Raw genomic sequence first — 13018 nt, 5'->3', positions numbered from 1 at the left:
GCGATGCCCCTCCAACCCGGAAAAGATAACGCCAGATGATAACCAATCGACCCAGGGAAAAATCTGCGGCAGGGCAAAAAATGAACGATTGCGGTTGAACAACGAAAAAGGGCGCCGAAGCGCCCAAAAAAATCACACCAGAACATTATTGGTTGCACGCCAGCCTCGCTGGTCGAGCGGACTCCGGTCAGGCTTGCTGCTCGCGCAAGCGCTGTGCCGCCGATACCATGTTGGCCAGCGACTGACGGGTTTCCGGCCAGCCGCGGGTTTTCAGCCCGCAATCCGGATTAACCCACAGGCGTTCCGCCGGGATGTTCTGCGCCGCTTTACGCAGCAGCGCTTCGATCCATTCCACGCTTGGCACGTTTGGCGAGTGGATGTCGTACACGCCTGGGCCAATTTCGTTTGGATACTCGAACTCTTTGAAGGCTTCCAACAGATCCATATCGGAACGTGAGGTTTCGATGGTGATCACGTCGGCATCCAGCGCCGCGATGGAATCCATGATGTCGTTGAATTCGCAGTAACACATGTGGGTGTGGATCTGCGTGTCGTCCTGCGCTACGGCGGCGTTCAATTTGAAGGCCTCCACTGCCCAGTCCAGGTAAGCGGCCCAGTCGGATTGACGCAGCGGCAGCCCTTCGCGCAGTGCCGGTTCGTCAATCTGGATGATGCCGATACCGGCTTTTTCCAGATCTTCCACTTCGTCGCGCAGCGCCAGGGCGATCTGCTTGGCGATCACTTCACGGGTTACGTCCTCACGCGGGAACGACCAGCAAAGGATGGTCACCGGGCCGGTCAACATGCCTTTTACCGGCTTGTCGGTCAGCGATTGCGCATACTTCGCCCACTCCACGGTAATGGCTTCAGGACGGCTGATGTCGCCAATGATCACCGGCGGTTTTACGCAGCGGGAACCGTAGCTCTGTACCCAGCCATTTTGGGTGAAGACGAAGCCGTCGAGGTTCTCACCGAAGTATTCCACCATGTCATTACGCTCGGCTTCGCCATGCACCAGCACGTCCAGGCCCAGACGCTCTTGTTCAACGATCGCCTGTTTGATGTGCTCGCTAATGCTGGTGCGGTAATTGTTGCCGTCCAGACGCCCCTGTTTGAAATCCAGGCGCAGGCCGCGGATTTCGGTGGTCTGCGGGAATGAACCGATAGTGGTGGTCGGCCAGGCCGGCAGGTTGAAACGATCGCGCTGCGCCTGAGCGCGCTGAGCGTAAGGGCTCCGGCGCTCGCTGTCTTGTGCGGTAATGGCGGCCAGACGTTGGCCTACCTGCGCATTATGTACGCGGCTGGAATGACGACGAGCACGGATTGGCGCGCTGTACGCGTCCAGTTCTGCTCGTTTTTCTGCATCCGGTGCGTTCAGCGCCGCGCTTAGCAAAGCCACTTCGGCGCATTTTTGCAGAGCGAAGGCGAACCAGCTCTTCACTTCTTCATCCAGGCGGGTTTCCACGCTCAGATCTATGGGGCTGTGCAGCAGGGAACAAGAGGTGCCAATCCACAGCGGACGGCTGTTAACCAGCGGCTGCAGGCGGTCAAACCAGCTGCTCAGATCGGCACGCCAGACGTTACGGCCATTGATGACGCCCAGTGACAGCAGCCACTCTTTTGGCAATGCCTTGTTCAATACGGCGATATCGTCGTGACCGGCAACCAGATCGACATGCAGGCCCTGTACCGGCAATGTGCGGATAGCGTCGAGGTTGTGACCGACGCTGTCGAAATAGGTGGTCAACAGCAGTTTTACCTGGCCCTGCAACGCGTCGTAAGCCGGTTTAAAGGCGTCGAGCCATGCCTGCGGCAGCTCCAGCACCAGTGCAGGTTCGTCGATCTGCACCCACTCTACGCCGCGCTGCGCCAGTTCGGCCAGAACCTGCCGGTAAACCGGCAGAATGTCCTTCAGCAACGACAGTCGATCAAACTGCTCGCCCTTCACTTTGCCCAGCCACAGGTAAGTGACCGGCCCCAGCAGCACAGGTTTGATTTTGTGGCCCAGCGCCAGCGCTTCGTCGACTTCATCCAGTAATTGAGTCCAGCCCAGTTTGAACTGCTGGCCCTTATGGAATTCAGGCACCATGTAGTGGTAGTTGGTGTTAAACCATTTGGTCATTTCTGCCGCCGCTGCCGGTTTACCGCTCGGTGCGCGGCCACGGCCAAGACGGAACAGCTGGTCCAGATCGATTGAGCCATCCGCATTTTGATGACGTGCCGGCACGTTGCCCAGCAGCAAGCTGGTGGTCAATACGTGATCGTACCAGGCGAAATCGCCGACCGGCACCAAATCCACCCCGGCCTGCTGTTGCTGTTGCCAATGGCGAGCGCGCAGCTCGCGGCCAACCGCCAGCAGCTCTTCCTGCGTTGAGTTGCCTGCCCAGTAACTTTCCTGAGCTTTTTTCAGTTCACGTCGCAGCCCAACGCGTGGAAAACCCAGAGTGTGATTTAGAATTGCCATCGTCATATCCCTCATTTAGCCGTCCAGATGTTTACACATCCATAATCCGCAGGTACTGTATTAACCACAAGCGCAATTTATTCACTGTCACTGTGAAGGACTCTCATGATCGAACTGAAACACCTACGGACGCTGCAGGCTCTGCGCAACACCGGCTCTCTGGCGGCCGCCGCGGCTCAACTCCATCAGACGCAATCGGCCCTGTCGCATCAGTTCAGCGATCTGGAGCAGCGCCTGGGTTTCAAACTGTTCGTTCGAAAAAGCCAACCGCTGCGCTTTACCGTGCAGGGAGAAATCCTGTTACAGCTGGCAGAACAGGTACTGCCGCAAATCCAGCAGGCGTTGCAGGCGTGCCACGAACCGCATCAAACCACACTGCGCATCGCCATCGAATGCCACAGCTGCATTCAGTGGCTGACACCTGCGTTGGACAACTTCCGCCAGAGCTTCCCGCAGGTGGTGATGGACTTTAAGTCCGGCGTCACCTTTGATCCGCAACCGGCGCTGCAGCAAGGGGAGCTGGATCTGGTGCTGACCTCTGACATCCTGCCGCGCAGCGGCCTGCACTATTCGCCGATGTTTGATTTCGAGGTGCGTCTGGTGCTGGCGCCGGACCATCCACTGGCCGGCAAACTGCATATTGAGCCGGAAGATTTGAGCGATGAAACGCTGATGATTTATCCGGTGCAGCGCCAGCGGCTGGATATATGGCGTCATTTCCTGCAGCCGGCCGGCGTCAGCCCGGCGCTGAAAAACGTCGATAACACCTTGCTGCTGATCCAGATGGTGTCGGCACGGATGGGGATTGCGGCGCTGCCGCATTGGGTAGTCGAAAGTTTTGAACGCCAGGGGCTGGTGGTGACAAAAACCCTGGGCGATGGCCTGTGGAGCCGCCTGTACGCTGCGGTACGCGACGGCGAGCAGCGCCAGGCGGTGACGGAGGCGTTTATTCGTTCGGCGCGCCAACACGCCTGCAATCACCTGCCGTTCGTTCGCGACGCTGCGCGACCGGGCACCCTCACCGCCAGCGTCAAACCGCTGGCTTCGTAAGCCTGATCCTGCGGGCTACCTGCGCTTGGGTAGCCCGTGGTCTCAATTAGCCGGCTTTGGTGCCACCCAGCGGCGGTGCACCCACAGCGAAGCGACAATCACCGCCCCGCCGACAATAAAACTCGGCCAGTGCGGTTGCTGCTGCCAGATCGCCAAATTCACCAGCAACCCGGCGGGCACGTGCATGTTGTTCATGATGCCGAGCGTCCCGGCATCCACCTGAGTTGCACCGTAGTTCCACATGAAATAGCCCAACCCGGAAGCCACCACGCCCAGCCACACCAGAATGCCCCATTGCAGGTTAGTGGTCGGCAACTGTTGCGGGTTACCCCACAGGCACCAGGCGACCACCGCGACCACCAACGCCCCGAGGTAGAACCAGGAAAATGCCGTGTGTTGCGGCAGCGGGTGCACCTCCATCAGGCGCTTGTAACCGACCATGCCGATGGCGAAGCTGATATTCGCCGCCTGCACCAGCAGCAAGCCCCACCAGAAATGCTCGCTCAATTGATGGTAACGGATGATCGCCGCGCCCAGTACCGCCAGCAACGCGCTGAATACATAGGCCCAACGCAGGCGTTGACCGCTGATCAGGTCGTAAATCAGCGTGACGTACAGCGGCGTAAACACGGTAAACAGCAGGAATTCCGGTACTGTCAGGTACATGTAGGCACGGAAGCTGAACAGGTACATGATGCCCAGTTGGCAGGCACCCACCAGCATGTACATCAGGATCACTTTCGGCTTGATATTGCGCCAGCGCAGGAAAGGCAGGAATACCAACGCCGCCAGCCCGATACGCATCAGCACCGAGAACCAGCTGTCGACCTGGCCCGCCAAATATTCGCCAATCAGGCTGAAAGAGAACGCCCATAAGACGGTAGTAATCACCAAAAGCAGCACGTCGGGTTCACCCTAAACAATCAGAAAAGGCGATTGTAACGGAAGGCGAAATACGGCGTGATGAAAAGGCAGTTTACAGCTGTGCAAAATATAAACTTTTCGGCAATTTTTCGCCGGTGGGTTAGCAAATCGGCCAAAAATCCGAATTTGGGCAAGAGCGCTATGCAATACTGCCCGTTATGCCATAGCATCCCTTGCCAGGAGCAACATTGACGACGACACAAGGAAAGTTTGACTATGTCAGCACTAGAGTTCCCCTGCACGATATTTAAAACCCAAAAACAAATGGATGATTACGGTGCAAGCGATATGCACTTTGGTGATTTATCCGAAACACAGTTAAAAACGCATTTTCATCTGACCGATGTATCGACCCGGGTTTCCCCTTATTCACTGACGAAAATCGCTCAGCCCAGCAAGCCTATGGCTTATAGCTACGGTTATGCTAACAATATCAATAATAAAAATGAAAGAATCACCCGTCAGGAATGCGCCAAAATTCTGTTCGATGAATTCCGCCAACTCTCAAAGCCTTTTGCCCTCTATGGCCCCTATAAAAGCCTGATCGCAAAGATGATTACCCATATGCAGAACGGCAATGGCTCGGCATTTAACGATATCGCTCTGGATACTGCTTTGAAAGAGCAGATACTGAGTGACAATTCTAAAAACAGCACACGACTTCTTTTAAAAGAAGCACTTAATGAAAAAATAGACTGGAACAACAAGTGTTATCCATCAGAAGAGAAGGGCAGACTAAGGGATGCAATATTTAGTGGTAAACTACCTAAGTTTGATAGACCCTTGGATAGCTTCAATGGAATGGGCATTACCGTTCACGATACCTGGGCAACCCATGTCACCCTAAAATCGTTGCAAATAGCTGACAATCGCTATCGTGCGCTTGTGCATTACAAAGTACAGGATCACTTCGGCCTGGATAATGACGATATTTTAAATATTAAGTTTAAACAATTCCTTTTCTTCCGCATCTGGTTTGTACTCCAGCGCTATAATCAGTTTGGTTTCAAACCCTTTATGACCAATATGGAAACCACAGTAGAAATTACCGGGGAAGCATAATGAAAGTAAAAATTAAGAAATCTCTCTGTATGCTAACACTGGTAGCTTGTGTTCCTCTCGGTTGCGTCCTCTGGTTGTCACTTCGTCCAGTGGAAATTATCGCTGTTCATCAGAGAAATAATTACAGTGATGTACTGGTAAAAAACTTCCCTTTTACTGAGAAAGAGAGAATAAACTGGTGGATGGAAAACAAACTCCTGTTAAAAGACAAATACAACATTCCCAAACCTGCAAAAGATGGTTTTTTTTCTGTAATATTTTGGGATTTTGGCGATGGATACAAAAAAGAGGAAAAGTATGACAGACTCTGCTTTGATGATATGAAAACAAAAATTAATTGCATTGATAAAAACGCTCTTATTATGGTGAGGTACAGTAAAAACACAGGGTTGTCTTTTCGCCTGGACAGTGGAGTATATCGAATGCAGGAAAACGGCGAGATGGTAAAAAATAAATATAAATAAAATAGTTTTTCAAGTGGGTCATCCTGCAAGAGAAATATAGAGGCCGCAGTAGAGATCATCGGAGGATCCAGTGAAAGCAATAAACAAGAAAACGCTTCGTGCGCTATCGTTAGCTGGCTGTGTTCTGCTTATTTATTTCTTCTGGTTGTCGTTGCGCCCAGTGGAAATCATTGCCATTCATGATGATGGGAATTTCAGTGCTGTTTTAGTGAAAAACTTCCCTATTACTGACAGAGGAAAAATAGCTTGGTGGCTGAAAAACAAAGATAAATTGTATCGAAAAAGATGCTGTTTTTTCTGTTAATAATGACAGTGAAAACAGGATATATCTCACAGTATATAATGGTACATACCTACTACAAAAAAATGGCGAAGTAGTTGAATACGAAAGTAAATTCGAGGCCAAGTAGTTTACACTTATTTTCACCCAGAGATTGCTACAACTGGCCGAGAAAAGAGTCTATTCTTTATGGTAGATACCTGTTGCAAAAAAGGCGAAGTAAATATCATGAAGAGTTATCACATTCTGTACGGCCTGCTGTTGCTGTCCGGGCTGGCAATGGCGGCCAATGGCGTAACCGAGCTCAGTTCGCAACAGCAGTTCCTTAACCAGCGCAATCAGCAGATGCAGCAACAACGCATGTTGAATAACCAGCAGTTGGATCAGCGTCGCCTGCAACAACAGCGGCAATTCGACAACGAACAGCAAAAATTGCTGCGAAATGCGCCCAACGGCGGGCAATTGCTGCCAAACGGCAACCAGCCGCGCAATCCGTTTAACCGCACGTCGCCGACGGTGCCGCAAACGCAGATGCCGGTTACACCCGCACGCCCATAATGGTGAGGATCAGCGGCGTAGTGACTGCCGCCAGTGCGGTGGACATCACCAAACTGGTGGCGGCCGGGCCGGTGAGCACATTGAACTGGCGTGACATCAGGTAAACATTGACCCCAACCGCCATTGAGCCCAGCAGCACCACCACACGGGTTTCCATGGGCGGCAGGTCCATCATCCAGGCCAGCAGCCAGACGATCAGCGGCTGGACGATCAGCTTGAAGAAACAAATGGCGCTGCTCAGTTGCCACCCCTCGCTGATACGGTATTCCGCCAACCCCATTCCCAGCACCACCAGCGACAGCGGCGCCGCCACCTGGCCAAGCATACTGACCGGCTGATCGACAAACGTCGGCAACGGCAGACCGGTCAGGCTGAACAGCGTGCCGGAGAGAATGCCGACGATCAGAGGATTGGTGAGCACGCTGCGCGCGGTTTTGATAAAGCCGTGCAACGTGGGCGAACCGTTGCGCGCCCATTCGATCGAGATGGTTACCAGCGTCCAGAGGATCAGCCCGTTGAATACCAGCACCAGGGCAACCGAAGGGATCGCCGCCTCACCCAACATCACGCTGGCGATCGGCAGGCCCAGCATCACGTTATTGGAGAAAATCCCCCCCAGCGCGAACACCGAACCGGATACCCCATCCAGTTTAAACAGCCGGCGCGCGGTGATGCGGCCCATCACGAACACGATCAGGCAACTGCCGAAAAAAGCGATCAGCAAGCGGGCATCCACCGCCGGGCGTCGCGAGAAATCGCACATCATGCGAAATAACATGGCGGGCAGCGCCAGGGAGAAGACGAAACGGGTCAAACCGTCGGTGATGGTAGCCGGCCACTTACCCCAGCGGATAAGGCCATATCCCAGCACGATCAGAACAAATAGCGGCAAAGACAGCGCTATCTGGTGCCACAAGGAAACAATAAAGACAGACATCACATCCCTTCCGTTAGCGCGGCGGCAAGGGGCTGACGTCGCAAGAATCAACAGGCGCCGGCGAATTCACGGGCGCAGCAGACTGCGCCCGTAACAACGGAGATTATTCGTTGGGAAAATCCGGGCCGATCAAATCTATCCGGTCGGTACAAATACAGTCAACGCCCCAGTTCAACAACAGGCGCGCACGCGCCGGCTGGTTAACGGTATACACCAGAATGCGCAGGCCGGCGGCCTTCAGCGCCGCGACCCGCTCAGCGGTCAGCTCTTTGTGGTTGATATGCAGCGACACGCAGCCCAGCCGCTCTGTCAGCGCCTGCCAGTTGTCATCCCATTCATCCAGCAACAGGCCGCGCGGCAGGTCCGGCACCGTACGCTGTGCCGCCTCAAGCGCCTCAACCGAGAACGAAGAAAGCAGCGGTTCGGTCTGGCCTTGCCACAACAGCCGTGCCGCTAGCGCCACCACGCGGCCGGTTTCATCGTCAGCGCCGGTGGTAGGTTTGATTTCGATATTCGCCATCATGCCGTGCTGCCGGCAGCGCTCTGCGACCTCCAACAACAACGGCAGACGCTCGCCCTTGTAGGCGGAGTTGTACCAGTTGCCGGCATCCAACTGCACCAGTTTGTCCCAAGGCAGCTCGCCCGCCACGCCCCAACCGTCGCTGGTGCGATCGAGGGTATCGTCATGCAACAAAAAGATCTGCCCGTCCTGCGCCAGCTTGACGTCGAACTCAATCATTTTGTGGCCGTGTCGCGCGCCAACGTCGATCGCCGCCAGGGTATTTTCCGGTGCCAGTGAACCGCCGCCGCGGTGGGCGACGATATGAGGATAAGGCCAGGCTGTGGTCATTGTTCCATCCGTAATCCGCTGTTTGAATCAAAAAAGTGCAGCGCCTGTGCAGGCAGTTGCAAATATAGCGTGCTGCCCGCCGTCGGCATAGTTTCATGCGACAACCGCGCAATCACGCCGTGGCCGCCCCACTGCCCGTGCGCCAGGTTATCTGCGCCCAGCAGCTCCAGCGTTTGCAGTTCCAGCGGCACGCCGCCTTGCTCAAGGGTGGTCAGTTGAATATGCTCCGGGCGGATGCCGAGCGTCAACGGGCGGCCGCCCCACTGCGCTTTGGCCTGCGGTAAATTCAGCGTCATGCCACCGGCCAGCAACAGTTGGCTGCCGTCGGCGCTCAAGGTGCCGGGCAGCAGGTTCATCGCCGGAGAGCCGATAAAGCTGGCGACAAACAACGACGCCGGGCGCTGGTAGACCTCGCTCGGGGTGCCAATCTGTTCCGCTACGCCCTTGTTCATCACAATCACCCGCTGCGCCAACGTCATCGCCTCAACCTGATCGTGCGTGACGTACAGGCTGGTGGTTTTCAGCCGGCGATGCAATTGCTGCAATTCCAGGCGCATCTGCACGCGCAGCTTGGCATCCAGATTGGAAAGCGGTTCATCGAACAGAAACACTGCCGGTTCGCGCACGATAGCGCGCCCCATCGCCACCCGCTGGCGCTGCCCGCCGGAAAGCTCGCGCGGCTTGCGCTGCAACAACGGCTCCAGCTCCAGAATGCGCGCGGCTTCTTCCACCCGCTGCTGGATATGCTGTTTGCCGAAGCCGCGAATTTTCAGGCCGTAGGCCATGTTGTCGTACACGCTCATGTGCGGATACAGTGCGTAGTTCTGAAACACCATCGCGATGCCGCGATCTTTCGGTTCCATATCGGTCACGCGCTGACTGTCGATATAAATATCGCCGCTGGTGGTGCGTTCCAGCCCGGCGACCATACGCAGCAGCGTCGATTTTCCGCAGCCTGAAGGGCCGACCATCACGATAAACTCGCCGTCCGCCACGTCGAGATCGATTTGCTTAATCACCGGCGTTTTACCGTCGTAGGATTTGGTGACTGCCTGTAGTTTTAAACCTGCCATGTGAACATTTCTCTCGTTACTTCTCGCTGTCGACGAGACCGCGCACAAACCAGCGCTGCATCAGAAGAACCACCGTCAGCGGTGGAATTAAGGTCAGAATCATCGCCGCCATTACCTGATTCCACTGGGTCGGTGCACCGGAGGTGGAGATCATGCTCTTGATGCCCGCCACCGCGGTCCCCATCGAGGCGTCGCTGGTGATCAGGATCGGCCACAGGTACTGGTTCCAGCCGTAGATAAAGGTGATGACAAACAGCGCCGCCAGATTGGTTTTCGACAGCGGCAGCACGATGTCCCAGAAAAAGCGCATCGGGCCGGCACCATCGATGCGCGCCGCTTCCAGCAGCTCATCCGGCAGCGTCATGAAGAACTGGCGCAGCAGGAAGGTCGCGGTCGCCGAGGCCATCAGCGGCAGCGTCAGGCCGGTGTAGCTGTCCAGCAGGTTCAGGGTGGAGATCACCTCCACCGTCGGGAAAATACGCACCTCGACCGGCAGCATCAGGGTGAGAAAAATCAGCCAGAAAAACAGGCTGCGCAGCGGGAAACGGAAATACACGATGGCGTAGGCCGACAACACCGACACCACAATTTTGCCGAAGGTAATCGCCAGCGCCATGATCACGCTGTTCAGCAGCAGCAGCGAGAACGGCACCTTGAGGTTGCCCACGCCGCCCTGCCAGATATTGCGGATGTTTTCCCACAGATGGCCGCCCGGTATCAGGGTCATCGGCACCTGAAATACCTGCTTGTCGTCCAGCGTGGCGGCGACAAAGGCTACGTACAGCGGGAACAGCACCACCAGCACGCCGATAATCAGCATTACGTGGCTGAAGATATCCAGCCCGCGTCGGTTCTCAATCATTGGTAGCGCACCTTACGTTCGACGAAGCGGAACTGGATCACCGTCAGGCCAATCACCAGCAGCATCAGGATCACCGACTGCGCCGCTGAGCTGGACAGATCCAGGCCGGCAAAGCCTTCGCGGTAAATCTTGTAGATCAGCGTGGTGGTGGACTGAACCGGGCCACCGCCGGTAGCGGCATCAATCACCGGGAAAGTATCGAAGAAGGCGTACACCAGGTTAACCACCAGCAGGAAGAAGCTCACCGGGGTGATCAGCGGTAACACCAGGTTGAAGAAACGCCGCACCGGGCCGGCGCCGTCGATAGCCGCCGCTTCCACCAGCGAACGCGGAATCGATTGCAGCGCCGCCAGGAAAAACAGGAAGTTATAGCTGATTTGCTGCCACACCGAAGCCAGCACCACCAGGAACATCGCCTGCCCGCTGTTCTGCGCGTGGTTCCAGTTGTAGCCCAGTCCGCCAAGGAAATGGGTGATCAGCCCCAGGCCGGGGTTAAACAGGAAGATCCACAATACCGCCGCCACAGCGGGGGCCACGGCGTAAGGCAAGATCATCAGCGTCTGGTAAATCCGGCTGCCGCGCAGCACGTAATCCACCAACGCGGCGAAGAACAGCGACACCACCAATCCGATACCTGCCACCAGGAAGCTGAAAACCAGCGTGGTGTAAAAAGAATCGAGGTAGTACGGATCCTGGAACAATTGGCTAAAGTTATCCAACCCGACGAACTGGCTGGACAGACCAAAGGGATCGAGGCTCTGCACCGAATACCACAGCGCCTCGCCGGCGGGCCACAGGAAGAATATTGCGGTTATCAGCAACTGCGGCAGCACCAGCGCATAGGGCAGCCAGCTGCAGCCGAAACCGGGACGATGTGAGCTCATAATCAGGGACTCATGAAGACGAAAGACGGGTAAGCCAGTCTGTGCGGACAGCGCACGGCCCCCGGAACGGACACAAAGTCCATGAGGAGAGCGAACACTGCCCCATCCCAGACTGACGAAGCGCAGTAACCGTTATTACTTGGTCTGGGACTCGAAGCGACGCAGCAACACATCACCGCGTTGTACGGCAGCGTCCAGCGCCTGCTGTGGCGTTTTCTTGCCGGTCCACACGCCTTCCAGCTCTTCGTCCACCACGCTGCGGATCTGCGGCATATTGCCCAGACGCAGGCCCTTGGTGAACGGCAACGGCGGCTTGTTCAGCATTTGACGCGTCGCAACATCGGCGCCCGGGTTCTTGTCATAGAAGCCCTGTTGCTTGGTCAGATCGTACGCGGCGGTGGTAATGGGCAGGTAACCGGTTTTCTGATGCCATTCGGCGGCAATTTCCGGTTGCGCCAAATACTGCAGGAACTCGGCCACACCCTTGTAGGTGGCGGCATCTTTGCCGTTCATCACCCACAAGCTGGCACCGCCGATGATGGCGTTCTGCGGCGCATTCTTGGCGTCGGCATCGTAAGGCATCATGCCTACGCCATAGTTGAATTTGGCATAGTGTTTGATATCCGCCAGCGAACCGGAAGAGGCGGTAGTGATGGCGCAGTCGCCGCTGTAGAACTTCTCGGTCGATTCGTCCTTACGACCGAAATAGGTGAAATCACCCTTCTTGTTCATGTCCGCCAGCAGTTGGATATGCTTGACCTGCAACGCTTTGTTGAACTCCAGCTTGGCATTCGCACCGCCGAAACCGTTGTTTTCGGTAGCGAAAGGCACGCCGTGCCAGGCGCTGAAGTTCTCGAGTTGGATCCAGCCCTGCCAGCCGCTGGCGTAGCCGCACTTCATGCCGGCCTCACGCAGTTTGGCGGTGTCCGCCGCCAGCTCTTGCCAGGTTTTTGGCGGCTGATCCGGGTTCAGGCCGGCTTTTTTGAAGGCATCTTTGTTGTAATACAGCACCGGGGTGGAGCTGTTGAACGGCTGGGACAGCAGATGGCCGCTCTTGTTGTCGGTATAGTAACCGGCCACCGTCGGCACGAACACCGATTCGTCAAAGTTGATGCCGGCGTCTTTAAACACCTGATACACCGGTTTGATCGCTTTGCTCGCCATCATGGTGGCGGTGCCCACTTCGTAAACTTGCAAAATCGCCGGTGCCTTGCCGGAGCGGTAAGCCGCAATGCCCGCCGCCAGGCTCTGTTCGTAGTTGCCTTTATAAGCCGGAACGATTTTGACGTCGCTGTGCGACTGGTTAAAGCGGTCCGCCAGGGAGTCCACTTCTTTCCCCAGTTCACCTTCCATCGAATGCCAGAACGGGATCTCGGTCGCCGCCAGTGCCTGAGTGCTGACCGCCAGGGTCAACGCGACGCACAGCGTACTTTTGCGAATAGCGTAGGTGAGCATGCCTAACTCCTGAAAAAAGCTGGTGTATCCCCTGTATCTTTCAAGCCGCAGCTGCGTTGGTTTCCCTTCATCACCCCAGTCACTTACCCATGTAAGCTCCCGGGATTCTGGCGGTCGCCGCCTTGCTGCAACGTGAAATCTATTGGGGCAATAAG

General features: G+C 55.9%; 12 protein-coding genes and 1 pseudogene. 5 read left to right on the top strand and 8 right to left on the bottom strand.

The window, feature by feature from the left end; genetic code table 11:
- Positions 1–187 precede the first annotated feature (187 nt).
- Entirely contained in the window at positions 188–2464 is a 2277-nt protein-coding gene (gene metE / locus V2S86_RS22510) for a 5-methyltetrahydropteroyltriglutamate--homocysteine S-methyltransferase (protein ID WP_330764206.1), read from the bottom strand.
- Positions 2465–2569: 105 nt separating this feature from the next.
- On the opposite strand from metE, the gene metR reads away from it, so the two are divergent.
- Positions 2570–3514: an HTH-type transcriptional regulator MetR gene (gene metR, locus V2S86_RS22505; protein WP_330764205.1), complete on the top strand. Its 945-nt coding sequence runs from the start codon at positions 2570–2572 to the stop codon at positions 3512–3514.
- A gap of 42 nt (positions 3515–3556) precedes the next feature.
- Here the strand turns inward: metR and V2S86_RS22500 are convergent, their stop codons facing one another.
- Positions 3557–4417 carry a carboxylate/amino acid/amine transporter gene (locus V2S86_RS22500; protein ID WP_330764204.1) on the bottom strand — a complete coding sequence of 287 codons (861 nt, stop codon included), beginning with the start codon at positions 4415–4417 and terminating at the stop codon, positions 3557–3559.
- Positions 4418–4654: 237 nt separating this feature from the next.
- On the opposite strand from V2S86_RS22500, the gene V2S86_RS22495 reads away from it, so the two are divergent.
- The 4 genes and pseudogenes from V2S86_RS22495 to V2S86_RS22480 all read left to right on the top strand — a co-directional run bounded on the left by V2S86_RS22495 (position 4655) and on the right by V2S86_RS22480 (position 6802).
- Positions 4655–5500, top strand: a complete 846-nt coding sequence (locus V2S86_RS22495) for a YPO3983 family protein (RefSeq protein ID WP_330764203.1) — start codon at positions 4655–4657, stop codon at positions 5498–5500.
- Complete coding sequence (locus tag V2S86_RS22490; RefSeq protein ID WP_330764202.1) at positions 5500–5964, top strand: DUF943 family protein; 465 nt, start codon at positions 5500–5502, stop codon at positions 5962–5964. Before V2S86_RS22495 ends, V2S86_RS22490 begins: the two co-directional genes overlap by 1 nt.
- A 70-nt stretch (positions 5965–6034) precedes the next feature.
- A pseudogene (locus V2S86_RS22485) lies at positions 6035–6374 on the top strand (DUF943 family protein).
- Between the two features lie 98 nt (positions 6375–6472).
- Positions 6473–6802 carry a hypothetical protein gene (locus V2S86_RS22480; RefSeq protein ID WP_330764201.1) on the top strand — a complete coding sequence of 110 codons (330 nt, stop codon included), beginning with the start codon at positions 6473–6475 and terminating at the stop codon, positions 6800–6802.
- Here the strand turns inward: V2S86_RS22480 and V2S86_RS22475 are convergent.
- The 6 genes from V2S86_RS22475 to ugpB form a co-directional block, all read right to left on the bottom strand.
- On the bottom strand, positions 6783–7739 hold the full coding sequence (locus V2S86_RS22475) for an AEC family transporter (RefSeq protein WP_330764200.1): 957 nt from the start codon (positions 7737–7739) through the stop codon (positions 6783–6785). The genes V2S86_RS22480 and V2S86_RS22475 overlap by 20 nt on opposite strands.
- Before the next feature lie 103 nt (positions 7740–7842).
- Positions 7843–8589, bottom strand: coding sequence for a glycerophosphodiester phosphodiesterase (ugpQ, locus tag V2S86_RS22470; RefSeq protein WP_330764199.1), 747 nt, complete (start codon positions 8587–8589; stop codon positions 7843–7845).
- A complete protein-coding gene (locus V2S86_RS22465) occupies positions 8586–9662 on the bottom strand; it encodes a sn-glycerol-3-phosphate import ATP-binding protein UgpC (protein WP_330764198.1) in 1077 nt (358 codons plus the stop codon). The genes ugpQ and V2S86_RS22465 overlap by 4 nt, the downstream gene beginning before the upstream one ends.
- Positions 9663–9678: 16 nt before the next feature.
- Positions 9679–10524, bottom strand: a complete 846-nt coding sequence (gene ugpE, locus V2S86_RS22460; RefSeq protein WP_006323078.1) for a sn-glycerol-3-phosphate ABC transporter permease UgpE — start codon at positions 10522–10524, stop codon at positions 9679–9681.
- Complete coding sequence (gene ugpA / locus V2S86_RS22455; RefSeq protein ID WP_004950999.1) at positions 10521–11408, bottom strand: sn-glycerol-3-phosphate ABC transporter permease UgpA; 888 nt, start codon at positions 11406–11408, stop codon at positions 10521–10523. The genes ugpE and ugpA overlap by 4 nt, the downstream gene beginning before the upstream one ends.
- A gap of 135 nt (positions 11409–11543) precedes the next feature.
- Complete coding sequence (gene ugpB, locus V2S86_RS22450) at positions 11544–12863, bottom strand: sn-glycerol-3-phosphate ABC transporter substrate-binding protein UgpB (RefSeq protein ID WP_330764197.1); 1320 nt, start codon at positions 12861–12863, stop codon at positions 11544–11546.
- Positions 12864–13018: the final 155 nt, after the last annotated feature.

Origin of the sequence: Serratia sp. C2(1), assembly GCF_036352655.1 — a bacterium.
GTDB classification, from domain to species: Bacteria; Pseudomonadota; Gammaproteobacteria; order Enterobacterales; family Enterobacteriaceae; genus Serratia; species Serratia inhibens.
The sequence above is the reverse complement of the archived record's forward strand: the minus strand, read 5'-3'. Positions and strand labels throughout refer to the sequence as shown.

What these genes read in the sequence shown, in the direction of transcription:
- V2S86_RS22490 (WP_330764202.1), top strand. Translation starts at nt 5,500, where the DNA reads ATGAAAGTAAAAATTAAGAAATCTCTCTGTATGCTAACACTGGTAGCT.
- V2S86_RS22475 (WP_330764200.1), bottom strand. Translation starts at nt 7,739, where the DNA reads ATGTCTGTCTTTATTGTTTCCTTGTGGCACCAGATAGCGCTGTCTTTG.
- metE (WP_330764206.1), bottom strand. Translation starts at nt 2,464, where the DNA reads ATGGCAATTCTAAATCACACTCTGGGTTTTCCACGCGTTGGGCTGCGA.
- V2S86_RS22495 (WP_330764203.1), top strand. Translation starts at nt 4,655, where the DNA reads ATGTCAGCACTAGAGTTCCCCTGCACGATATTTAAAACCCAAAAACAA.
- ugpE (WP_006323078.1), bottom strand. Translation starts at nt 10,524, where the DNA reads ATGATTGAGAACCGACGCGGGCTGGATATCTTCAGCCACGTAATGCTG.
- V2S86_RS22480 (WP_330764201.1), top strand. Translation starts at nt 6,473, where the DNA reads ATGAAGAGTTATCACATTCTGTACGGCCTGCTGTTGCTGTCCGGGCTG.
- ugpQ (WP_330764199.1), bottom strand. Translation starts at nt 8,589, where the DNA reads ATGACCACAGCCTGGCCTTATCCTCATATCGTCGCCCACCGCGGCGGC.
- ugpA (WP_004950999.1), bottom strand. Translation starts at nt 11,408, where the DNA reads ATGAGCTCACATCGTCCCGGTTTCGGCTGCAGCTGGCTGCCCTATGCG.
- metR (WP_330764205.1), top strand. Translation starts at nt 2,570, where the DNA reads ATGATCGAACTGAAACACCTACGGACGCTGCAGGCTCTGCGCAACACC.
- ugpB (WP_330764197.1), bottom strand. Translation starts at nt 12,863, where the DNA reads ATGCTCACCTACGCTATTCGCAAAAGTACGCTGTGCGTCGCGTTGACC.
- V2S86_RS22465 (WP_330764198.1), bottom strand. Translation starts at nt 9,662, where the DNA reads ATGGCAGGTTTAAAACTACAGGCAGTCACCAAATCCTACGACGGTAAA.